This window comes from Streptomyces sp. NPDC008238 (assembly GCF_042956445.1).
Classification (GTDB): domain Bacteria; phylum Actinomycetota; class Actinomycetes; order Streptomycetales; family Streptomycetaceae; genus Actinacidiphila.
In genome coordinates this window covers 89,656-111,025 of sequence record NZ_JBIBGK010000006.1, presented here as the reverse complement: position 1 = coordinate 111,025, position 21,370 = coordinate 89,656, and the positions used below count along the sequence as shown (strand labels likewise).

Sequence of the window (21,370 nt, the reverse complement as noted above, 5' to 3'; positions counted from 1 at the left end):
GTCGAGGCCGAGCTGATCGAGGCGACCGGCGAGGTCAGTTTGCGCAGCGCCCGCATCGGCGGCCGCCTCAGCCTGCGCGGCAGCCGGCTGCACAACCCGTACGGGCGCTACGCGCTCAACGCGGCCCGGGTCACCGTCGAGCACACCCTGTACCTCAGCGCGGGCTACGTCGGCACGGGCGGCTCCGGCGGCGGCACCCCTCCGCTGGGCGTGCGCACCCGGCGCTTCAGCTCCGACGGCGGGGTGCGGCTGGACGACGGCCGCTTCGGCAACGCGGTGATCATCCACCAGGCGCGGTTCCGGCTCACCGGCGGGCAGCAGCTGTCGCTGCGCCGCGTCCAGACGCCCGAGCTGCGGCTCACCCTCGACCAGCCGCCGACCGGGACGATCTCGCTGGCCGGGGCGCGCGTGGGCAACCTCACGGACAGCCGCACCTGCTGGCCCGATGCCGGCGGCCTCGACCTGACCGGCTTCGCCTACGGCTCCCTCAGCCCCGAGGGCGCCTTCCCGCTGCGCGCCCGGATCGGCTGGCTGGCCGCGGCCACCCCGGAGTACAGCCCCGAGCCGTACGAGCACCTGGCGGCCGCCCTGCGCGCGAGCGGCGAGGACGCCGACGCCCGCGAGGTGCTGCTCGCCAAGCACCGGCGGCGCCGCGAGACCCTCCCGCTCGCGGGCAAGCTGTGGGGCTACCTCCAGGACGTGACCGTCGGCTACGGCTACCGGCCCGGTCGCGCGGCGATCTGGATGGCCCTGCTCTGGGCGTTCGGGGCCGTCTTCTTCGCCGTCCACGGCGAGCCCGAGCCGGTGGACGGCGGCGCCTTCCCGCACTGGAACGCGCCCCTCTTCGCCCTCGACCTCCTCCTCCCGGTCATCAACCTCGGCCAGGACAACGCCTGGCGCCTCAACGGCGACGCCCAGTGGGCCGCCGCGGTCCTCACCATGCTCGGCTGGATCCTCGCCACGACCGTCGCCGCCGGCGCCTCCCGCCTCCTCCGCCGCGGCTGACGCCGCACGTCCGCCCGGGCCACCCGCAACCCGCGGGGCCCGTGGCAAGCCCCCGCACACCCGCGAATCCCGGACGCGAACCGGAGCGGAGGCGAAAACGGAACGGCACCGCACGAGGCCGACGAGGAAACGCACCCGCACCGGCGCCAAGCCAGCGGCGGCGAGCCCTCTCGGGCCCCACCGACGCGCCCACGGCAACAGCCACCGCGACGCGCGCCCGGCATCGTCACGGCGGCGAAAACGGGGCGGGACGGGACGAGGCCGACGAGGGGTGGGCGCCGCAGGCCCTAGGCTTGCTGACCGTGACCGCTCGTCTTCCGCTCTTCCCGCTCGGCTCCGTCCTCTTCCCGGGCCTCGTGTTGCCGCTCAACGTCTTCGAGGAGCGCTACCGCGCGCTCTTCCGCGATCTGCTGGCCCTGCCGGAGGACGCACCGCGCCGCTTCGGTGTCGTGGCGATCCGCGACGGCCACGAGGTCGCCCCCGCGGGGGCGGAGGAGGCGGCGGCCGGGTACGCGCCGGACCTCTCCGGGGCGCTGTACGCGCTGGGCTGCACCGCGGACGCCGCGACGATCGGGGAGCGCGAGGACGGCGGCTTCGACGTCGTGGCGACCGGCACGACGCGCTTCCGGCTGCTGTCGGTGGACGCCTCGGGGCCGTACCTGGTCGGCGAGGTCGAGGAGGTCGCGGAGGTGCCCGGCACCGGCTCGGGGGCGCTGGCGGCCGGCGTGGCCCGGGCGTTCCGCACCTACCAGAAGCGGCTGGCCGGGGCCCGGGAGCGGAGCCTGGCGGGGAGCCAGGAGCTGCCGGACGACCCGACCGTGCTGTCGTACCTGGTGGCGGCCGCGACCGTCGCCGCGGTCCCGGCGAAGCAGGCGCTGCTGGAGGCCCCGGACACCGCGGCCCGGCTGGAGCAGGAGCTCGCGATGCTGCGCCGCGAGGCGGCGGTCATCGACAAACTGCGCACCCTGCCCGCCGTGGACCTGACCCGGCAGGTCCCGAGCCCGAACTGACGTATCCTCGCAGCGCCATGGCCAAGAAGAAGCAGTCATCCTCCGGCGGCACGCCCGCCACCGTCGCGCTGGAGAAGGCGGACGCCGTCTTCACGGTGCACGCGTACGCCCACGACCCCGCCTCGGAGCTCGGCTACGGGGAGGAGGCCGCGCAGGCGCTGGGCACCTCCCCCGACCGGGTGTTCAAGACCCTCGTCGCCGACGTGGACGGGGCGCTGACCGTCGCCGTGGTCCCCGTCGCGGGGTCGCTGGACCTCAAGGCGCTGGCCTCCGCGGCCGGCGGCAAGCGCGCCGGCATGGCGGACCCGGCCGCCGCCGAGCGGACCACGGGGTACGTCCGGGGCGGGATCTCCCCGCTGGGGCAGCGCAAGCGGCTGCGCACCGTCGTGGACGCCTCCGCGCTGGAGCACCCCACCGTCTTCGTCTCGGCCGGCAAGCGCGGCCTGGAGGTCGAGCTGGCCCCGCAGGACCTGGTGCGGCTCACGGACGCGGTCGTCGCGCCGATCGGACGTGCCTGACCCCTGGACGGCGGGGCCGTACGGGCGCACGCTGCCCGGAAGCGCACCCGGCTCAGGGGAGGCCCGATGTCCAAGCGCACCCGCAAGCGCAAGTGGCGGATCAAGAAGCGCAACGCCAACCACGGCAGGCGCCCGGCGTGACCTCCGGGCCCCGGGTCAGACGCCCGGGGGCGGTTTCCAGTGCACGGCGGGGTGCTGCTGCTCCTCGCGCGGGCCGAAGCCCGTGGTGAGCACCAGATGGGTGAGGACGGCCCCTATGGGCCAGGCCAGGAACGCGCCCTTGGCCTGCAGTTCCAGGGGGCCGTCGAACACCTTCTTCGCACCGACCGCCCGGGCGTGCGCGATCAGGTCGCTGGTGGGGCCGAGCCAGGTGCCCAGCCGCCAGGCCAGCACGGAGCCCAGGACGGCGCCCACGGCCATGCCGAGGACGACACCGACACCCCCGCGCCGGCTGCGCCAGAAGACGAGCGCCCCGGTCAGCACCCCGATGCCCAGCCCGAGCAGCACGAAGGTGCCGTCGGCGCCGATCGCCTGCTCCCCCTCGGTGTCCTTGAGGTAGACCGCCTTGCCGTCCGAGACCAGCGGGATCCGCGGCGCCAGCCACAGCCACAGCAGGCCGAGGACCACGCCCGCCACGGCCACGAGCACCGCGGTCAGCGCACCGCTCTTGAGCTCCCGGACGGGGTCCATGCGGCTCTCCTGCTCCGGGAACGGCGGCAGCGGCGCGGGCGGCCAGTGGTCGTGGGGGGTCAGGGGTGCGGTCACCCTGCCATCGTGCCAGGTCCGTCCGTGGCCCGCGTCACCGGCACCTCACCGGCACCACACCCGCGGGTCACCGGCAGGCCGCGCGGCGGTAGGCCCAGGTGGCCACCGCCAGCGACACCAGGCCCACGGCCGCGCACACCGACAGGTCGGTGGTGATCGCCAACCAGTCGGGGTGGTCGTCGAAGCCGCGGATGAGGGCCTCCACGCCGTAGGTGGAGGGCAGCAGGTCCCGTACGTAGCGGATCGGCTCGGGGAGGTTGCCGGCCGGCAGCACGCCCAGCAGCAGCGCCGCCGACATGCCGAGCTGGCCGGCCAGGGTGGCCAGCTCCTGGCGCGGCGCGAGCAGCCCGAGGGCCGCGCCCAGCCCGGACAGCGCCGCCCCCGCCAGCGGGATCACCGCGGCGAGGATCCACAGGTTGGCGAAGGGCAGCTGGAACAGCGCGCAGCCGATGCCCGCCGTCACCAGCGTCCCGGGAACGGTGAAGGAGGCGTACGCGCCCGCCGCGCCCAGCACCACGGCGGCCGGGGGCACCGGCAGGGTGGCGTAGTGGTCGAGGCCGCCGGAGGCGCGCAGCTGGCCGAAGTACTGGGCGAGCAGGTTGAGCGCCACGAAGGCGACGACCAGCACGCTCGACCCGGCGACCACCGCGCGCGCGGCAGGGCCGCCGTCGACGACGCCGCGCATCATGATCATGATGCCGACCGACTGGAAGGTCGCCACGAACAGCAGGGGGATCCGGGCGACCTTCGCCCGGGACAGCTGCGCCCGGTACACCGCGGCCATCGCCGGCAGCAGCCGGGCGCGCGGCGCGAGCGCCGCGGCCGCCACGCCGAGGGGGGCGGCGGGCGCCGCCGGTGCCGCCGTACGGGTGTCCGCTCCCGCGGAGATGATCGTCACTGCGCGCCGCCCCGCTGCGCGGTGCCGCGCGCCACGTCCAGGTTCACGTTCCGGTCCACGTCCAGGCTCACGTCCCCGCCGTTGCCGCCGTTCACGCCTTGACCAGCCCCTTCCGCCGGCCGCCGAGTGCCAGGTAGACATCCTCCAGGCTCGGCGCCGTCAGGGTGAAATCGTCGAGCGCGGTGAAGGCCGGTCCGCCGGTCAGCTCGGCGACCACGGCGCGGGCGCGCTGCTGCGGCAGCCGCAGGGTCCAGCGGCGTCCGGTGACGTGGGCGGTCTCCCGCAGGGCCGCGACCTCTGGCACGGCCAGCGGGGGCTGGTCCCGCCACACCAGGTCCAGCCGTACCTCGTCGGCGACGAGCGCCTTGAGCCCGGCCGGGGTGTCGCAGGCGATGACCCGGCCCTCGTCGATGACCGCGACCCGGTCGAGGACGGTCTCCGCCTCGATCACGTTGTGGGTGACCAGCAGCACCGTGGTGCCGTGCTCGGCGCGCCGGCGGTCGACCGCCGCCCACACCGCGCGCCGGGCGACCGGGTCCATGGCGGTGGTCGGCTCGTCCAGCACGAGCACCGGCCGCTCGCCCACGAGGGCGGCGGCGAAGCAGGCGAGCCGGCGCTCGCCGCCCGACAGCCGCTTCACCGGCCGCGAGGCGAGGGCGGTCAGCTCCAGTTCCTCCAGGACGGCGTCCCGCTCGGCGCGGGCGGCCCTGGCGTCGAGGCCGCGCAGCCGTCCGGTGGTCTCGGCGGCGAGGGCGACGGTCAGTTCGTCGAGCGCGCTCGACTCCTGGCCGAGGTAGCCGATCAGCCGCGCCGCGCGCTCCGGGTGCCGTACGAGGTCGTGCCCGAGCAGTTGGACGCTGCCCGCGTCGGGGCGCAGCAACCCCGTCAACTGGCGTACGAGGGTGGTCTTCCCGGCGCCGTTGGGGCCGAGCAGCCCGAAGATCTCACCGCCCCGGACGTCCAGGTCGATGCCGTCGTTGGCGCGTACCGGGGGGCTCGCGGCGCCGCGCCGACCGCGACCGGCCGGGTAGCTCTTCACCAGCCCGCGCACGGTCACCACCATCGCCGTCCGCGCGGTGGCGCCCTGTTCCGTGCCGGTACTCACGAGCACCGAGCCTACGCTGCGTCCCGGCCGCGACGTGCCGCAGGGTGGGGTCCGGGCGCGCTCACTCCCCCGCGGAGGCCCCCGCGACGACCGCGCGGGCGTCGACCTCGCGCCAGAAGCCCGCCCGGATGGCGTAGCGGTCGTGCTCGTCGATCTGGTCGTCCTTGTGGGCGAGCAGCCCGAAACGGGCGGCGTAGCGCAGCAGCTCGCCGTCGATCCGGTGCGGGACGCGCGGGTACTCGGCGGAGAGCACCTGGAGGTGGGAGGAGTCGGCGATCCGGCCGATCCAGCGGCGGGCGAAGACCTGGCCGACCTCGTACGGGTCGCCGCTGACGTCGGTGATGTCCTCCTCGCGGTCCGCCCAGCGCTGTTCGGCGCTGGTGAGCTGGGCCAGCGTGGGCAGGCCCGCGTCGGCGGCCTCGGCGCCGCCGACCAGCCCGCGGTCGGAGGACCAGCGCAGGGTGGCGCCGGCGGCGGCCGGGGAGGCCGGGTGCGGGGAGGAGTGGCCGCGGTGGACGATGCCGGCGACGTCCTTGGGGGTGGGCATCCCCTTGCCGGCCGCGGCGGCCGGCGCCCCGGTGCCGGGGCGGGTGCCGTTGCGGTCGGCGGTGACGACCTGGGGGGCGGCGGCGGCCGGCTCGGCGGGCTGCTCGGCCGCGGGCTGCGGTTCGGTCCCCCGGCCGGTCTCGGGCAGCGGCGCGGAGAGGATGGCGGCGATCTCGGGGCGCGGGGTGAGCGGTGCGCAGACCCCGGCGGGCTCGCGCACGTGGATGGCCCGGGTGATCCACTCCCGGTCCAGGACACGGCGTTCGTCGGCCTCGGCGACCAGGTCCTCGGACTGGTTGAAGTCGCCGTCCGCGGCCTGCACGGCCCACAGGTGAACGGCGACGCCGTGCTCCTTCGCCGACATCATGCCCGGCAGGAGGTCGCCGTCCCCGGTGACCAGCACGACGTCGGAACAGGCGCGGTTGCGGGCCAGCTCGGACAGCTCGGCGTGCATGGCCGCGTCGACGCCCTTCTGCGCCCAGCGTCCGTCGGTGCGGGTCAGTGCGCCGAGGCGGACCGTGACCCTGGGCATCACGCGCAGCCTCCGGTGCTCCGGCTGCGGGACGCGGTCGGGCGCGCCGTCGAACCAGTAGATCCGCAGCAGGGGCTGGCCGGTCTCCTTCTCGGCGCGCTCCCGCAGTCCCGCGACGATCTCGGAGTGGTCGACGGTGATCCGGGACCGGGAGGACTCTCCGGCGAGGAGGCTCGCGGCGGCCCCGAGCAGGTACCCGGCGTCCACGAGGACGACGCAGCGGTCCATCGGTCTCACCCTCTTCTCCGAAAGTCCTGCCGTCCGTCCCCCCGGTAACACTGTTGCCCCGAGTCTGCCCGAACACGGGGGCGTTGTGACCGGTTACGCGATCACCGGCGCGCCTCACCCTGCAACTGCCCGAAATGCGACCTTCGTACTCCCGTGCAAGCCTGAGTGCGGCCCATCATCCGAGATTTCCCCCGAGGAGGAATCGTGGGCAAGAACAAGAACCGGGGCGAACGTACCGGCCAGCAGCACGACCGCGGCGCCGCGACCACCGAAGAGCACGCGAAGAGCGCAGGCGGACGCGAGCAGATGGCGATGACGGTCCCGGGCGCCGAACCGCACGTGTCGCAGAAGCGGCAGAAGAAGTTCGGCCACAACTAGCGCGCGCACGCAGGACGCTCATGACCGAGGGTGGCACCCCGTCCGGAAGGGGTGCCGCCCTCGGCGCGTTCCGCCGCCCGCGCGGCGGGTGATCAGCCCGCCTGCTGCTGGGCGGTGGCGAGGCAGGAGGGGCCCAGGAGCGCCTTGAGGTCGCCGAAGAGCGCAGGGTCGGGAGTGACGCGGTGGCGGTCGAGCCTCAGCACCGTCGTCTTGCGGGCGCCCTGCAGCCGCACCCGTACCTCGGTGCTCCCCTTGTGGCTGGCGAGGACCTCGCCGAGGCGGGCGACCAGCGGCGGGGTCACCTTCACCGTCGGGATGGAGATGGTCACCGGGGCGTTGGTCCCGGCGTCCGTGAGGTCGGGCACCATCAGCTCCATGGCCACCAGGCGCGGCACGTCCTCGCGCTTGTCGAGCCGGCCCTTGACGAAGACGACGGCGTCCTCGACGAGCTGGGTCGAGATCAACTGGTAGGTGGCCGGGAAGAACATGCAGTCGATGGAGCCGCCGAGGTCCTCGACGGTGGCGATGGCCCAGGCGTTGCCCTGCTTGGTCATCTTGCGCTGCAGACCGGAGATGATGCCGCCGATGGTGACGATGGAACCGTCGGCGTAGTCGCCGGCCAGCGCCGAGACGGAGGCGTCGGCCTTGTCGTTGAGCACGTGCTCGATGCCGAAGAGCGGGTGGTCGGAGACGTAGAGGCCGAGCATCTCGCGCTCCTGCGCGAGCAGGTACGTCTTGTCCCACTCGACGTCGGAGAAGGTGACGTCGAGGCCGAAGCCCGGCTCGTCGCCACCGGCGTCGTCGCCCATGCCGCCGAAGAGGTCGAACTGGCCCTCGGCCTCCTTGCGCTTCACCGCGACCACGTTGTCGATCATCGGCTCGTAGTGCTCGGTGAGGCCCTTGCGGGTGTGGCCCATCTCGTCGTAGGCGCCGGCCTTGATCAGCGATTCCACCGTGCGCTTGTTGCAGACCACGGCCTCGACCTTGTCGAGGAAGTCGGGGAAGGAGGTGTACTTCCCCTTGGACTTGCGGCAGCGGATGACCGAGTCCACCACGTTCTGGCCGACGTTGCGGACGGCGGTGAGGCCGAACAGGATGACGTCGTCGCCCTGGGCGGTGAAGTTGGCGTCCGACTCGTTCACGTTCGGCGGGAGCACCTTGATGCCCATGCGGCGGCACTCGTTGAGGTAGACCGCCGACTTGTCCTTGTCGTCGCGCACCGAGGTGAGCAGCGCCGCCATGTACTCGGCCGGGTAGTTGGCCTTGAGGTAGGCCGTCCAGTAGGAGACCAGGCCGTACGCGGCGGAGTGCGCCTTGTTGAAGGCGTAGCCGGCGAACGGCACCAGGACGTCCCACAGCGCCTGGATCGACGCGTCGCTGTAGCCGTTCTTCCGGGCGCCCTCCTGGAAGATGGTGAAGTTCTTCGCCAGCTCCTCGGGCTTCTTCTTGCCCATGACGCGGCGGAGGATGTCGGCCTCGCCCAGCGAGTAGCCCGCGATGATCTGGGCGGCCTTCTGCACCTGCTCCTGGTAGACGATCAGGCCGTAGGTGACGTCGAGGACCTCCTTGAGGGGGGCCTCGAGTTCCGGGTGGATCGGGGTGATGTCCTGCTGCTTGTTCTTGCGCAGGGCGTAGTTGATGTGCGAGTTCATGCCCATCGGGCCCGGCCGGTAGAGGGCCGAGACGGCGGAGATGTCCTCGAAGTTGTCGGGCTTCATCATGCGCAACAGGGAGCGCATGGGGCCGCCGTCGAACTGGAAGACGCCGAGGGTGTCGCCGCGGGCGAGCAGGTCGAAGGTCTTCGGGTCGTCGAAGGGCAGGGCCAGCAGCTCGATGTCGACGCCCTTGTTGCCCTTCACGAGCTTGACGGCGTCGTCCATGATCGTGAGGTTGCGCAGGCCGAGGAAGTCCATCTTCAGCAGGCCGAGCGACTCGCAGCTCGGGTAGTCCCACTGCGTGATGGTGACGCCGTCGGAGTGCCGCACCCAGACCGGGGCGTGGTCGACGATCGGCTCGCTGGACATGATCACGCCGGCGGCGTGCACGCCCATCTGCCGCACCAGGCCCTCCACGCCGCGCGCGAGGTCGATGACCTTCTTGGCGTCGGGCTCGTTCTCGTACATCGAGCGGATCTCGCCGGCCTCGCTGTAGCGCGGGTGCGAGGAGTCGGTGATGCCGGAGAGCGGGATGCCCTTGCCGAGGACGTCGGCGGGCATCGCCTTGGTGAGGCGGTCGCCGACGGCGTACGGGTAGCCCAGCACGCGGGCCGAGTCCTTGATCGCGTTCTTGGCCTTGATGGTGCCGTAGGTGCCGATCATGGCGACCTTGTCGGCGCCGTACTTCTCGGTGACGTACCGGATCACCTCGGCGCGCCTGCGCTCGTCGAAGTCGATGTCGACGTCGGGCATGGAGATGCGCTCGGGGTTGAGGAAGCGCTCGAAGATCAGGCCGTGGTCGATCGGGTCGAGGTCGGTGATGCCCATGGCGTACGCGACGATCGAGCCGGCCGCCGAGCCGCGGCCGGGGCCGACGGCGATGCCGTTGTTCTTGGCCCACATGATGAAGTCGGCGACGACGAGGAAGTAGCCCGGGAACCCCATCTGGATGATGGTGTCCATCTCGTACTCGACCTGCTTCATCCGGTCGTCCGGGATGCCACCGGGGTAGCGGCGCTGCATGCCGCGCATGGTCTCCTCGCGGAACCAGGTGACCTCGCTGTAGCCCTCGGGGACGTCGAAGCGGGGCATCAGGTTCCGCGCCTGGAACATGCCCTCGGTGTCGACCTGCTGCGCCACGAGCAGCGTGGTGTTGCGGCAGCCCTCCTGCCAGGCGTCGGAGGAGTCGATGGCGAACATCTCGTCCGTCGTCTTCAGGTAGTAGCCGGTGCCGTCGAAGCGGAAGCGGTCCGGGTCGGAGACGTTCTTGCCGGTCTGGATGCACAGCAGGGCGTCGTGGGCGTCGGCCTCGCTGGCGTACGTGTAGTGCGAGTCGTTGGTGACGACCGGCGGGATGCCGAGCTTCTTGCCGATCTCCAGCAGCCCGTCGCGGACCCGGCGCTCGATCTCGATGCCGTGGTCCATCAGCTCCAGGAAGTACCGCTCCTTGCCGAAGATCTCCTGGTACTCGGCGGCGGCCTTCAGCGCCTCGTCGAACTGGCCGAGGCGCAGCCGGGTCTGCACCTCGCCCGAGGGGCAGCCGGTGGAGGCCATCAGGCCCTCCGACCACTGGGCGATGGTCTCCTTGTCCATGCGCGGGTACTTGGTCAGCCAGCCCTCGGCGTAGGCGTCGGAGGAGAGCCGGAAGAGGTTGTGCAGTCCCGTGGCGTTCGCCGCCCAGATCGTCTTGTGCAGGTAGGAACCGGAGGCCGAGACGTCGTCGCGCTTCTGGTGCGGCTGGCCCCAGGTGACCTTGCGCTTGTTGCGCCGGGACTCCGGCGCCACGTACGCCTCGATGCCGATGATCGGTGTGATCCCGGCGCCCTTGGCCTGGTGGAAGAAGTCGTACGCCCCGTGCAGGTTGCCGTGGTCGGTCATGGCGATGTGCGTCATGCCCATCTCACCGCAGGCCTTGAACATGTCCTTGAGCCGTGCCGCTCCGTCCAGCAGCGAGTACTGGGTGTGGACATGAAGGTGGGTGAACGGCGTGGTCACGGGAAGCGACACCTCCGGCATCGGTCGTCATCTGGCGGCGTTGGAATCCTACGCCGGGGGTCCGACAGCCGCTGCCACTCCCGCCCTGCCCGCCCTCCCCGCCGCGGCCGGCCGGCCCCGTGTCCGGCCGGTCGCGGACGGTGGCGTCAGCTCGCCCGGTAGGCGGTCCACGAGCTCTTCATGCGGCTCACCTGGCCCGCGGTGAACTGGTACATGCAGGAGTCGTAGGTGTAGTCCATGAAGTTGTGGATCGGGTCGGTGCCGGCGGCCGTGCAGGTGTCGCGGCCGGTCGGGCAGGCGTTGGCGGCGGTCTTCTCGGCGGGCGTGTCGGAGACGTAGTCGCCGCTGGCGCCGCAGCCGCCCTGGAAGGTGTGGTAGAGGCCCATCCAGTGGCCGACCTCGTGGGTGGCCGTGTCGCCCTGGTTGTAGTTGGTGGCGGAACCGCCCGGCACGGACGCGTCGAGGATGACGACGCCGTCGTCCTTGGGGTCGCCGGCGTACCAGCTCGGGAAGGTGGCCCAGCCGAGCAGGTCCTCCTGGAGGTTGGCCGAGTAGATGTTGAGCGCGCTCGCGCCGCCCTTGCGGAGGCTGGTCTTCATCGCCGTCTCCGCCGAGGAGCCCTCGGTCAGGTTGTACCAGGCGGCCCGGTCGGTGTAGTCCGTGGCGACCAGCGAGAACCGGAAGCCCGAGTCGACGTTGCCGGTGCCCTGGCCGGCGTAGGCGGCGTTGAGCACCGCCATCTGGCCGGCGATGGCCGAGGCGCTGAGCTTGCCGGTGCTGCCGCTGTGGACGACGTGCCAGTAGACCGGGATCGTCGTGGTCGCGGCGGCCGCGGCCCGGGAGCCCTTGGCCTCGGCCTTGACCATGGCGACGCGCTTCCTGAGGTCCGCGTCCATCGCCTGGGCGGCCGCGTCACTGAGGGCGTTGGGCTCGTGGGCCGTGGAGCCCTTCATCGTGCGGGCCGCGGCGTCGCCGCTGTCCGCGCACTGCTCGGCGGGGGTTCTCGTGTGCGCGGAGGCGCTGCTCACGGTCGCCGTGGCGCCGGTGAGGGGGAGCAGGGCCAGGGTTCCGACCACGGCGGCGAGACCGACGAGACGGCGGGAACGGGGGGTGCGTGACATGTGGGGGCACTCCTCGTGGGACGTACGGGAGGAATTTCCTCCTCGCCGCCCGGAGATTATGTGTCCATGTCAGAGCCGCGGCAGCCCTCTTCCGGCCCAATGGCGGACAGAGGGTAATCCCTAGACAACGAGCGCCCCTTGAGGGTCCGCGCCGGCCGGCGCGACGTCCCCGTGGCGCGGGGCGGGCGATGTGTCCGGATACGGACCCAGGGGGGTCCCACCGCCCGCCCCGCGCCGGCCCTTTCCCGCGCGGCGCGCGGGCGTGGCCGGAAATCGGCGTACGGGACGCTCAGCGTACCGGCGAGTAGACCCGCTCGGCCTTCTGCGTGCCCGACAGGGTGCGGTACGAACGCTCCCAGGTGGAGGAGGCGTTCGGGTCGGTGCGGTCGGAGAGCGTGTAGTAGTCCATCTGCGCCCGCTCGCCGGTGACGTCCAGCACGCCGTAGCCGTGGGAGTCCATGTCCAGCCACTTCACGTGGCGGTTGGCGGCCTTCACCGCCGTCTGCGCGATCGTGGAGACCGTGTCCGGGGCGACCTTGAGGATGTCGTCCAGGTTGTCGGAGGTGACCGAGGTGACCACGAACTCGGTCGCGGCCGAGGCCGACAGCGGGTAGGTGGCCGCCTTCACGGGGACGTCGTTCGCCCACGCCATGTGGATGTCGCCGGTCAGGAAGACCGTGTTGCGGATGCCGTTGTCCCGCAGGTGGGCCAGGAGTTCGCGGCGGTCGTCGGTGTAGCCGTCCCACTGGTCGACGTTGACCGCCAGCCCCTCGGCGGGCAGGCCGAGCAGCTTCGCCAGCGGCGCCAGCAGGTAGTCGGGCAGCGCCCCGAAGGCGACCGGCGAGATCATCACCGAGTTGCCGATCAGCCGCCAGGTGGTGTCGGAGGCCTTGAGGCCGGCTTTCAGCCAGTCCAGCTGGGCCCGGCCGGTGATCGTCCGGTCCGGGTCGTCCACCGCGCCGCTGCCGGTCGAGGCCTGCTGGGAGCGGAAGGAGCGCAGGTCGAGCAGGGACAGGTCGGCGAGCCTGCCGAAGCGCAGCCGCCGGTAGGTGGTGCCGGCGACCGAGGGGCGCACCGGCATCCACTCGAAGTAGGCCTGCTTCGCGGCCGCCACCCGGGCCGTCCAGGCGCCCTCGGCGCCCTCGGTGTGGTTCTCGGCGCCGCCGGACCAGGCGTCGTTGGCGAACTCGTGGTCGTCCCAGATCGCCACCACCGGGGCCGCGGCGTGCAGCGCCTGCAGGTCGGGGTCGGTCTTGTAGCGGCCGTGCCGGGTGCGGTAGTCGGCCAGGGTGACGATCTCGTGGGCGGGCGCGTGCGGACGGACAACGGTGCCGCGGGCGGCGTAGCCCCCGGTGCCGTACTCGTAGAGGTAGTCGCCCAGGTGCAGCCACGCGTCCAGGTCGCCGCGGGCGGCCAGGTGCCGGTACGCGGAGAAGTACCCGGCCTCCCAGTTGGCGCAGGAGACCACGCCGAAGCGCAGCCGGTCGGCGGTGGCGTTCTCGGCGGGCGCGGTACGCGCGCGGCCGGCCGGGGAGGTCACGCCGCCGGCGGTGAAGCGGTACCAGTAGTCCGTGCCGGGCTGCAGTCCGCGCACGTCGGCCTTGAAGGTGTGGTCGGCGGCCGCGGTCGTGGTCGCCGTGCCGGTCGCCACGACGGAGGTGAACGCCTTGTCCCGGGCGACGGTCCAGGCCACCTCGGTCGCCGGGCCGAGCCCGGAGCCGGGGACGGCCTCGGGCACGGGCGTCACCCGCGTCCACAGCAGCACACCGTCGGGCAGGGGGTCACCGCAGGCCACGCCGTGCAGGAAGGCGGGCGACGCGGCGGCGGAGGCGGGGGCGGTGCCGGCCGTCAGGGGTATCAGCGCGGCACCGGTCACGACGGCGCCGGCCTTGACGACCGAACGGCGGGTGGGTGTTCTCGATGAAGTCCGTGAGGGTACAGAGGTCTCGGTCACGGCCGGTCAGATTACGCGTCAGTAACCCCTTTCCGGGACCCGACGCACAAGAGTTCGGGAGGACTTCGCCCTCCGGTCCCCGGCACGACGCCGGGGACCGGAGGGCGGAAGCGGCCCGCGGGCCGGTGCTAGCCCTTGCCGATGATCTGGTCGACGGCGGCCGTGTACTGCTCGGGGGTCATCGCCTGCACGCTCTCGATGGGCTTGTCGTCGAGCTTGACGGTCGGCGTCGCGCTGATGCCGTCGGCGGTGAACTGCTTGTCCATGGTCAGCGCCCACTTGTCGTAGGTGCCGTTGCGGACCGCGTCCTCGAAGGTCTTGTTGCCCTTGAGCCCGTCGACCTTCTGCGCCAACTCGATCAGCTTGTCCGCGCTGCCGAAGTCGTCCTTGGTCTCCTCGGGGTGGACGTCCTTGGAGTACAGCAGCGTGTGGTAGTCGACGAACGCCTCCTTGCTGACGTTCAGCGCGGCGCCCAGCGCGCTCAGGGCCTTCTTCGAGCCCTGGCCCTGACCGAGGCTGTTGTCGAGGAACGCGCCCATGGTGTACGAGATCTTGTACTTGCCGTCCTTGGCGTCCTTCTGGACGGTCTCGCCCGAGGTCTGCTCGAACTGCGCGCAGACCGGGCAGCGCAGGTCCTCGTACACCTTCAGCGTGTGCTTGGCGCTCTCGTCGCCTATGACGATCGTCGTGCCGTCCTTGCCGGAGGAGTTGGCCGGCTTGACCAACGGCTTCTCCGCGGCCTTCTCCCAGTAGTCCGGCGCGTTCATCTTGACGACGGCCACGGCTATGCCGGCGCCGAGCGCCAGCACGCCCAGCACGCCGCCGACGACGAAGAACTGCCGCCGCAGCTTCTCCCGCTTCGCCTGCCGCTCGCGCTCCACGCGCAGCCGCTCGCGGGCGGCACTCTTGGCGGCCTGGGTGTTCCGCTTGCTCATGATGGTGTGATCTCCGATTCGTACGTGGGGTGGGTGAGGGGTGTGGGCCGTGCTCAGCGGAAGCCGAGGCGGGCGGGCGGCCCTCGCCGTACGACGGAGTGCAGGAGCAGGGGCAGCGCCGGGGCGGCGGCCACGGGGCCGGCCGCGCCGGGGCGGGTGACGGTGCGCGGACCGGCCGTCCGGAAGACGGCCACCGCGACGAGCAGCGGCCGGACGGCGGCGCGCAGCAGGCGGTGCAGGGCGTCCTCACCGCTGCGCAGCCACCCGGCGGCGACCAGGCCGACGCAGACGTGCGCCAGCAGCAGCAGCCACGGCGAGGTGGTGGGGCCGGACATCCCCGGTGCCGAGGCGAGCGAACCGCCGGCCTCGCCGTGGCAGACCAGCGCCTCGTTGATCGAGCGCCAGGAGCCGGTGACGGGACCGCCGCCGGGGCCGTAGCAGGTGTTCTGGCCCGCCGTGAACAGGGTGTCGACGGCCAGTTCGAGCGGGACGAGCAGGCCGGCGATCGGCCAGTAGCCGCGCTCGCGGCCGCCGAGCGCGTACGCGACCGCGAAGACGGCCACCAAGGCCCCCGCCGTGGTCGTCATCGGCAGGGGCTCCCGCGAGAGCATGATGTGGGCGGTCGCGGACAGCGTCACGCACAGCGCGGCGAAGCATCCCGCGCGCAGTGCCCTCAGCCGGGGTCCGGTCCCTTCCATGGCGCCGAGTGTGCCATGCCGCTGTGTAAGCAATGCCTAAACCCCGGAACAAGGCCCCGGCTCAGAGACCCGGGATGCGGCCGTTGCGGAACAGGTCCACGAAGATCTGGTGGTCGGCACGGGCCCGGGCGCCGTAGGAGTGGGCGAACTCCACCAGCGACTCGACGAAGCCCTCCTCGTCCCGCGCTATGGCCGCGTCGATGGCGTCCTCGGTGGAGAACGGCACCAGGGAGTGCCCGCTCTCGTCGTCCGCCGCCGCGTGCATGCCGGCGGTGGCCCGGCCGAGGTCCGCGACGACGGCCTCGATCTGCTCCGGGTCGTCGATGTCCGACCAGTTCAGGTCCACCGCGTACGGCGACACCTCGGCGACCAGCTGCCCGACGCCGTCCAGCTCCGTCCAGCCCAGGTACGGGTCGGCGTGCGCCTGCAGCGCGCGCTGCGAGATCACGGTGCGGTGGCCCTCGTGCCGGAAGTACTCGCGCACCGCGGCGTCGGTGATGTGCCGCGAGACCGCCGGGGTCTGCCCCTGCTTCATGTAGATGACGACGTCGTTCTCCAGGGCGTCGGTGTGGCCCTCGAGCAGGATGTTGTACGAGGGCAGGCCCGCGCTGCCGATGCCCACCCCGCGACGGCCCACGACGTCCTTGACCCGGTGGCTCTCCGGGTTGATCCGGCTGGTCTCGGGCAGCGTGTCCAGGTACGCCTCGAAGGCCCGCAGCACCTTCTCGCGGGTACCACCGTCCAGTTCCACCGCGCCGCCGCCCGCGGTGAAGCGGCGGTCCCAGGCGCGGATCTCGGTCATGGAGTCCAGCAGCCCGAACCGGGTCTGCGAGCGGGCGTGGCGCAGCGCGTCCAGCAGCGGGCCCTCGGCGGAGTCCAGCGTCAGCGCGGGCACCCCCTCGCCCTGGGCCAGGGCGCGGACGCGCTCGCGGTAGGCGGTGGCGTAGCTGCGCACCAGGCCGGAGATCACGTCGTCGGCCAGGGCCTTGCTGTAGCCGATCAGCGCTATGGAGGCGGCGAAGCGCTGCACGTCCCAGGTGAAGGGGCCGACGTAGGCCTCGTCGAAGTCGTTGACGTTGAAGATCAGCCGGCCGTTGGCGTCCAGGTACGTGCCGAAGTTCTCGGCATGCAGGTCGCCGTGGATCCACACCCGGGAGGTGCGCTCGTCCAGGAAGGGGCTGCCGTCCCCGGCGTCGGCCAGGTCGGCGTAGTAGAGGCAGGCGGTACCCCGGTAGAAGGCGAACGCGGACGCCGCCATCTTGCGGAACTTGACCCGGAACGCCGCGGGGTCGGCCGCCAGCAGCTCCCCGAACGCGGTGCCGAAGACCTCGAGGATCCGCTCGCCGCGCTCTTCGTCCGTCGTCATGCCTGTGGCCATCGGTGCGGTGCCTCCTGGGCTGGTCCGTGTCTGCCGGGTCAACGCAGCAGCGTACGCCCGCGTGCCCGGCGACGGCCCCCGGCGGGGCGTTGTTCGCGTCACGGCCGCCGGGCGTTCAACCGGGCACTTCCGGCCACGGTCACGCGTTCTGGCTTGCGATGAACACCACCAGGGGGCGGGACACCGCGCGCCGCGGCCGGCGGCGCACCATATTCGGGCTGCTGCTGATCGGCGGCCTCGTACTGGCCGCAGTGGCGTGGCCCACACTCTCCGCACAGGTCCGCGCGGCCAACTGGCCGAAGGAGCAACCCCGCGGGCCCCAGCACATCACCGCCCGCATGGAGACGGTCCGCGACGCCGTCGTCAAGGAGTTCGGCCCCCGCGGCCTCGAGGGCGCCCCCGGCTGCTACCGCGAGGAGGGCGGCATCGCCGGCGGCGGCGAACACCCCCTCGGCCGCGCCTGCGACTTCATGCTCATGCCCGCCGGCGAGAAGGCCACCGGCAAACCCGACGCCCTGGGCGAGGACATCGTGGCCTGGGTCCGGGAGCACGCGGACGAGTACGGCATCTGGTACGTCATCTACGAGCAGCACATCTGGTCCAGCCGCCTCCCGCAGCAGGGCTGGAAACTGATGGAGGACCGCGGGTCCATCACCCAGAACCACTTCGACCACGTGCACATATCGGTCTACTGAGCCGCCGCCGCCTGGCTGCGCTGGGCTGGGCCTCCACAGGAAACAGCCCGGGGACGACCCCGCGGCGGTGCCCAACGGGCTGGGCGCCACCCCCGCTTGGGCGGGTCGACCGGGTCACTGATCATGGCATCGCCGGGATCGGTCTGGCACCATGCTCGCGTGAAGCGACTCAGAGAGGACGATGCCGCGTAGGCGGCCGTCGCAGGTCCGGGCCGCCGGTCGGGCTCCACGCCCGTGGCCAGGAGAACGAACAGGGCCGGGCTTCCCCCGCGGTTCACGCAGCTTGTTCGCTGCCGCTGCCGCTGCCCGGCTGGAACGTGAGCGGCTGTGGCCGGGGGCGCTGGCCCAGGCCCTGCTCCAGTGGTCACGTACAGCTCGCGGACTGTCCGGCGGCAGCGTCTGCCCGCTGTGCGATCCCTTCTACAAGACCGACGAACGCACGGTCCTCGAGCTCGCGCTCCATGCCCTGCCTTCACGGCCGGCACGCGAACTCCGGTCCATGGTCGAACCACTCGACGCGCTCTACATGGCGCGGACCTGCCCTGACCCCTACGCCTCCCCGGACGCGGGTTGGTGGGCCCGCCGGTGCCGGGACTGACTGCCGATCGGGGCTTGGTCGAGCAGCGAGAAGCGCACCAAGGAAGCCGTGGACCGGTCTTCGGCGGCCCGCGGGCCGATGACGGCCCCACCACGGCCCCGGGTGGAACGGCCCGCCGAGCGGCGTTGACGCCGTCCGGCGAAAGCACGCTTGCGGCAGTCTGCTTGGATACCGCGGATGACGACGAGTTCTCCCGCTCCCCGCGTAGACGACGCCGGTTCCGCCCGTCTGAGGGCCCTGCTGGAACGTGCCGCCACGGGACGGGACAACCAGGTTTGGGGCGACCTCTGGACGGAGCTCTACCACAACGGCTCCCTGGACGTCGCCGATCCGCTGGTGCTGCACACGCTGGCCGACCTGGCGGAAGTCGACCACGCCGACACCGCAGCTTCGGCTCTCCACCTGTCCGGCGCCCTTCTCGTCCAGGCCGACCAGCGGTACGAGACCCGCGACCTGCGGCATCGATACGAACCGGAAGTCGCACACCTACTGCGCGCCGCAAACCGGTGGCGACAGGTCACGGCCGACCGGAACGACTACTGCCACCTGGTTGAGGCGGTCCTGAACCTGGAAGGCGACATCCACTGGGCGGAGGACCTGATGGGTGGCGTCGTCGGCGAGGAATACGAGCTCGAGTGCCCCGACCCTGACGGGTGCGCGTCGCTGTGGGTGGTGTTCGGAGAGCACGGCTTCTTCAGTGCGACGGAGGACCACGCCCTCTCCGACGACATCGAGACCTTCCCTCTCCATCCGGCCGACCCCCGCGCTCTGGACGGTTTGGGCCGGCGCCTCCACGACCTCGCCCAGGCCGACGGCCATGAGGACGTCGCGCGTGCGCTGACCTATGCCTTCGGCGAGGCCACTTGCCCGGAATGCGGGCAGCGCTTCTCCGTCGTCGAACAGGTCATCGCCGGTTCTGGCTGAGAACCGCGGCGGGCAGCGGGGGTACGAAGCCACGGCCTCTTCGTCCCCAGGCAATGGGGCGCCCTTGAGGCCGCCGATGGTCAACACAGGAACTCCATCCCACGGGGCGCGAAGCCGGAAACGACACCACCCGCCCGTACGGCAGTGTTGATCGCACCGAATGCCTGCTGAGCCGAGAGGGGCAGTCCTTGAGTACTCCCGTGTCCGACAACGAACTCTGGCACGCATTCGTCGCCGCCAAGCGTGAGTTGCACCACTGCCAAGCGGACTTCTACCAGAACGCGCAGAACAGGCCCGACATCCTCAAGGCTGCCCTGGCAGGAGGGTCCTGGCAGCGCGGTGCCGCTCTGGACTTCCTCCGCTCGTTCTCAGGCGACGGCCTCGCACTTCTCCCGCAGCTCATAGAGCTGTCCATGTCACACGGCTGGGCCACGGAAGCCCGGCAAGCCGTCGACGGCATCCCCCGGGACACTCTCTTGCCGGCGCTGGACCCACTCATCACAGCTCAGCTGGATTCAGCCGACGAGGACGACTACCGCCGCCTCGCCGAGCTCCTCGCCTGCATCCGCGCATGGCCTCTACTCCAACAGCTGCTCCGGCATGCCCAGGCCAGTGAGGACTCCGACATTCGCGAGGTGGCCGACGACTTCACTGCCGAGTACGGCGTCATGGGAGACGCCGGCCCACGCCCCCGTCAGGCGTCGTTAACGTCGGCTGTGAATGCCGGTGGCCCCGATTCGGAGCCGCGGGCCGTCGGTGGGGTGGTGGGACGCCTTTCCCGCCACTGACGTCTCTTGTCCGCCGCGGTCCCTCCTCCGGCGGCACCCCTCCGCCACGCGGCCCGCTTCGCCCACTCTTGCCCGCCAAGGAAGCCCAACAGCACGAGACTCGACGCCCCGAGGAAACGGCTGATGGCGTCGCCCTCGGTCATCACGTTCATGAGCAGCGGCACAATCAACAGCAGGTACCAGGCCGGGTGGTTCTGCCATTTCGGTTTGTCCGCCACTCCTACCCCCTCACAGGTCGCACACCAGTCCGTGCCCCGGGCGATTGTGCCCTACGACGGATTGCGCGCTGCACGGTCAGTGAGGTTGGTGAGGCGGATCAGTCCCAGCAGCCGTGACCGACAACTCGACGTTCGGCTGAGGCCGGCGTCAAGGCGCTCGCGGCCCCGTGGTCGGCGGTGGCGACCGCGTACGCCCGCTCGACCTCGCCCAGGTACTGCTCGAGGCGGAAGCGCACCTCCTCGACGGGTCCGCCGTCGTTGCCGGGGTACGTCAGACCGGACCAGATGACCGTCCCGCCCCGCTGACGGACGCGGATGCGCAGCATGTCCGGCCCCGAGCCGGGCTGTTCCGCCGCCACCTCCACCGCGCGCGGCGTGTCCGCCGGATACAGGGGCCCGCCCGGCCGGAGCAGCCGCCTCGGGTCGAGGCCGGCCATTCTGCTGTCGCTCAGGGTGACCACGTCGAGACCGTCGACGAAGAGGTACGTGTGAACGCCGGCGCACACGGGCTCCCCCGGACACATGCCGACCAGCAGTGAACTCACCGCGCCATCGCCTCGTCCCCGGGACGTGGCGGCCCTCACCGCGCGCGGCGACCTACGCGGCATCTCCCTGATGTGACGTCATGGGGCGATCGTAGCGGCGGCGTCTGACAGGCGACTCCCCGCTCAGGCCAGCGGCCCCCCTTCCGGACGGGAAGGTACGATCAACGCGTCCCCGCGCCGCCGTCACCGCCGCCGCCGCCGTCCACGCTCCCCCGGCCGGGCCTCGTGCGGAGGTGCATGCGCTCGCCCTGGCGCCCGAAGAGGCTGAGGATCTCGACGGGCCGGCCGTCGGCGCTGCCGAACCAGTGGGGCAGCCGGGTGTCGAACTCGGCCGCCTCCCCCACGCCGAGGACGGCCTCGCCGTCGCCCAGCAGGAGGCGGAGCCGTCCGGAGAGCACGTACAGCCACTCGTGGCCCTCGTGGACGCGGAGGTCGGGCTCGCACTGGGCGACGGGGATGACGACCTTCCACGCCTGGGGGGAGCCCGGCTGGCGGGTGAGCGGCACGACGGTACGGCCGTTCACACGGCGGGGTCTGAGGCGTACCCGGGGGTCGCCCACCTCGGGGGCGCCGACCAGTTCGTCCAGCGGCACGCGGTGCGCCCGGGCGATCGGGAGGAGGAGTTCGAGGCTGGGGCGGCGCCGGCCGGTCTCCAGGCGGGACAGGGTGCTCGTGGAGATGCCCGTGGTCTGCGAGAGCGCGGCCAGGGTGACGCCCCGCCGCGTGCGCAGGCGTTTGAGCCGGGGGCCGACCTCCGCCAGGGCGGCGGCGATCGAGGACAGGTCTTCCATCCGCCCATTCCACCCCGGCCGCCCCGGGGACGGCAACGCGCGTCGCACGCGGGGTCTCATGGCGGACGACCGAGGCGGCGCCCCCCGCCG

20 protein-coding genes and 1 pseudogene are annotated in these 21,370 nt (G+C 72.1%); 9 read left to right on the top strand and 12 right to left on the bottom strand.

Going from position 1 to position 21,370, the window contains the following annotated elements; genetic code table 11:
* From ACFZAU_RS16375 to ACFZAU_RS16360, 4 genes and pseudogenes are all read left to right on the top strand, one after another.
* Window positions 1-1,005, top strand: a pseudogene (locus tag ACFZAU_RS16375) (oxidoreductase); the annotation flags it as partial.
* Window positions 1,006-1,307: 302 nt separating this feature from the next.
* Window positions 1,308-2,015 (top strand): LON peptidase substrate-binding domain-containing protein, encoded by a 708-nt coding sequence (locus ACFZAU_RS16370; protein ID WP_500552706.1) that lies wholly within the window; start codon window positions 1,308-1,310, stop codon window positions 2,013-2,015.
* A gap of 17 nt (window positions 2,016-2,032) precedes the next feature.
* Window positions 2,033-2,533 carry a Cys-tRNA(Pro) deacylase gene (gene ybaK, locus ACFZAU_RS16365; RefSeq protein WP_500459483.1) on the top strand — a complete coding sequence of 167 codons (501 nt, stop codon included), beginning with the start codon at window positions 2,033-2,035 and terminating at the stop codon, window positions 2,531-2,533.
* A gap of 66 nt (window positions 2,534-2,599) precedes the next feature.
* Window positions 2,600-2,674, top strand: a complete 75-nt coding sequence (locus ACFZAU_RS16360; protein WP_488180945.1) for a 50S ribosomal protein bL37 — start codon at window positions 2,600-2,602, stop codon at window positions 2,672-2,674.
* Between the two features lie 15 nt (window positions 2,675-2,689).
* Here ACFZAU_RS16360 and ACFZAU_RS16355 read toward each other — a convergent pair whose 3' ends face one another.
* From ACFZAU_RS16355 to ACFZAU_RS16340, 4 genes are all read right to left on the bottom strand, one after another.
* On the bottom strand, window positions 2,690-3,298 hold the full coding sequence (locus tag ACFZAU_RS16355; RefSeq protein ID WP_500459484.1) for an ABC transporter permease: 609 nt from the start codon (window positions 3,296-3,298) through the stop codon (window positions 2,690-2,692).
* Window positions 3,299-3,365: 67 nt separating this feature from the next.
* On the bottom strand, window positions 3,366-4,196 hold the full coding sequence (locus ACFZAU_RS16350; RefSeq protein ID WP_500552705.1) for an ABC transporter permease: 831 nt from the start codon (window positions 4,194-4,196) through the stop codon (window positions 3,366-3,368).
* 91 nt (window positions 4,197-4,287) lie between these two features.
* On the bottom strand, window positions 4,288-5,259 hold the full coding sequence (locus ACFZAU_RS16345) for an ABC transporter ATP-binding protein (protein WP_499607993.1): 972 nt from the start codon (window positions 5,257-5,259) through the stop codon (window positions 4,288-4,290).
* Between the two features lie 103 nt (window positions 5,260-5,362).
* Window positions 5,363-6,607 (bottom strand): NYN domain-containing protein, encoded by a 1,245-nt coding sequence (locus tag ACFZAU_RS16340; protein ID WP_500552704.1) that lies wholly within the window; start codon window positions 6,605-6,607, stop codon window positions 5,363-5,365.
* A gap of 204 nt (window positions 6,608-6,811) precedes the next feature.
* On the opposite strand from ACFZAU_RS16340, the gene ACFZAU_RS16335 reads away from it, so the two are divergent.
* Window positions 6,812-6,985 (top strand): hypothetical protein, encoded by a 174-nt coding sequence (locus ACFZAU_RS16335; RefSeq protein WP_500459486.1) that lies wholly within the window; start codon window positions 6,812-6,814, stop codon window positions 6,983-6,985.
* A 92-nt stretch (window positions 6,986-7,077) separates the two neighbouring features.
* On the opposite strand, the gene dnaE is transcribed toward ACFZAU_RS16335, so the two are convergent.
* The 6 genes from dnaE to ACFZAU_RS16305 all read right to left on the bottom strand — a co-directional run bounded on the left by dnaE (window position 7,078) and on the right by ACFZAU_RS16305 (window position 16,721).
* A complete protein-coding gene (gene dnaE, locus ACFZAU_RS16330) occupies window positions 7,078-10,656 on the bottom strand; it encodes a DNA polymerase III subunit alpha (protein ID WP_500552703.1) in 3,579 nt (1,192 codons plus the stop codon).
* Between the two features lie 125 nt (window positions 10,657-10,781).
* On the bottom strand, window positions 10,782-11,756 hold the full coding sequence (locus tag ACFZAU_RS16325) for a zinc metalloprotease (protein WP_499607871.1): 975 nt from the start codon (window positions 11,754-11,756) through the stop codon (window positions 10,782-10,784).
* Window positions 11,757-12,045: 289 nt separating this feature from the next.
* The gene (locus ACFZAU_RS16320; protein WP_500552702.1) at window positions 12,046-13,710 is read right to left on the bottom strand and encodes an alkaline phosphatase D family protein; all 1,665 of its coding nucleotides are present in this window, start codon (window positions 13,708-13,710) and stop codon (window positions 12,046-12,048) included.
* 128 nt (window positions 13,711-13,838) lie between these two features.
* A complete protein-coding gene (locus ACFZAU_RS16315; RefSeq protein WP_499607865.1) occupies window positions 13,839-14,645 on the bottom strand; it encodes a DsbA family protein in 807 nt (268 codons plus the stop codon).
* A 53-nt stretch (window positions 14,646-14,698) separates the two neighbouring features.
* A complete protein-coding gene (locus tag ACFZAU_RS16310; protein ID WP_500552701.1) occupies window positions 14,699-15,343 on the bottom strand; it encodes a hypothetical protein in 645 nt (214 codons plus the stop codon).
* A gap of 61 nt (window positions 15,344-15,404) precedes the next feature.
* Complete coding sequence (locus ACFZAU_RS16305; RefSeq protein ID WP_500552700.1) at window positions 15,405-16,721, bottom strand: DUF2252 domain-containing protein; 1,317 nt, start codon at window positions 16,719-16,721, stop codon at window positions 15,405-15,407.
* Between the two features lie 158 nt (window positions 16,722-16,879).
* Here ACFZAU_RS16305 and ACFZAU_RS16300 point away from each other — a divergent pair, with 158 nt between their 5' ends.
* From ACFZAU_RS16300 to ACFZAU_RS16285, 4 genes are all read left to right on the top strand, one after another.
* On the top strand, window positions 16,880-17,416 hold the full coding sequence (locus ACFZAU_RS16300) for a VldE C-terminal domain-containing protein (protein ID WP_500459493.1): 537 nt from the start codon (window positions 16,880-16,882) through the stop codon (window positions 17,414-17,416).
* A gap of 283 nt (window positions 17,417-17,699) precedes the next feature.
* On the top strand, window positions 17,700-18,014 hold the full coding sequence (locus ACFZAU_RS16295; protein WP_500552699.1) for a hypothetical protein: 315 nt from the start codon (window positions 17,700-17,702) through the stop codon (window positions 18,012-18,014).
* 177 nt (window positions 18,015-18,191) lie between these two features.
* Complete coding sequence (locus ACFZAU_RS16290; RefSeq protein ID WP_500552698.1) at window positions 18,192-18,938, top strand: hypothetical protein; 747 nt, start codon at window positions 18,192-18,194, stop codon at window positions 18,936-18,938.
* Between the two features lie 200 nt (window positions 18,939-19,138).
* Window positions 19,139-19,726 carry a hypothetical protein gene (locus tag ACFZAU_RS16285; RefSeq protein ID WP_500552697.1) on the top strand — a complete coding sequence of 196 codons (588 nt, stop codon included), beginning with the start codon at window positions 19,139-19,141 and terminating at the stop codon, window positions 19,724-19,726.
* Between the two features lie 316 nt (window positions 19,727-20,042).
* Here ACFZAU_RS16285 and ACFZAU_RS16280 read toward each other — a convergent pair whose 3' ends face one another.
* Both ACFZAU_RS16280 and ACFZAU_RS16275 read right to left on the bottom strand, forming a co-directional pair.
* Window positions 20,043-20,450 carry a hypothetical protein gene (locus tag ACFZAU_RS16280; RefSeq protein WP_500552696.1) on the bottom strand — a complete coding sequence of 136 codons (408 nt, stop codon included), beginning with the start codon at window positions 20,448-20,450 and terminating at the stop codon, window positions 20,043-20,045.
* Between the two features lie 200 nt (window positions 20,451-20,650).
* Window positions 20,651-21,280: a helix-turn-helix domain-containing protein gene (locus ACFZAU_RS16275; protein WP_500552695.1), complete on the bottom strand. Its 630-nt coding sequence runs from the start codon at window positions 21,278-21,280 to the stop codon at window positions 20,651-20,653.
* Window positions 21,281-21,370: the final 90 nt, after the last annotated feature.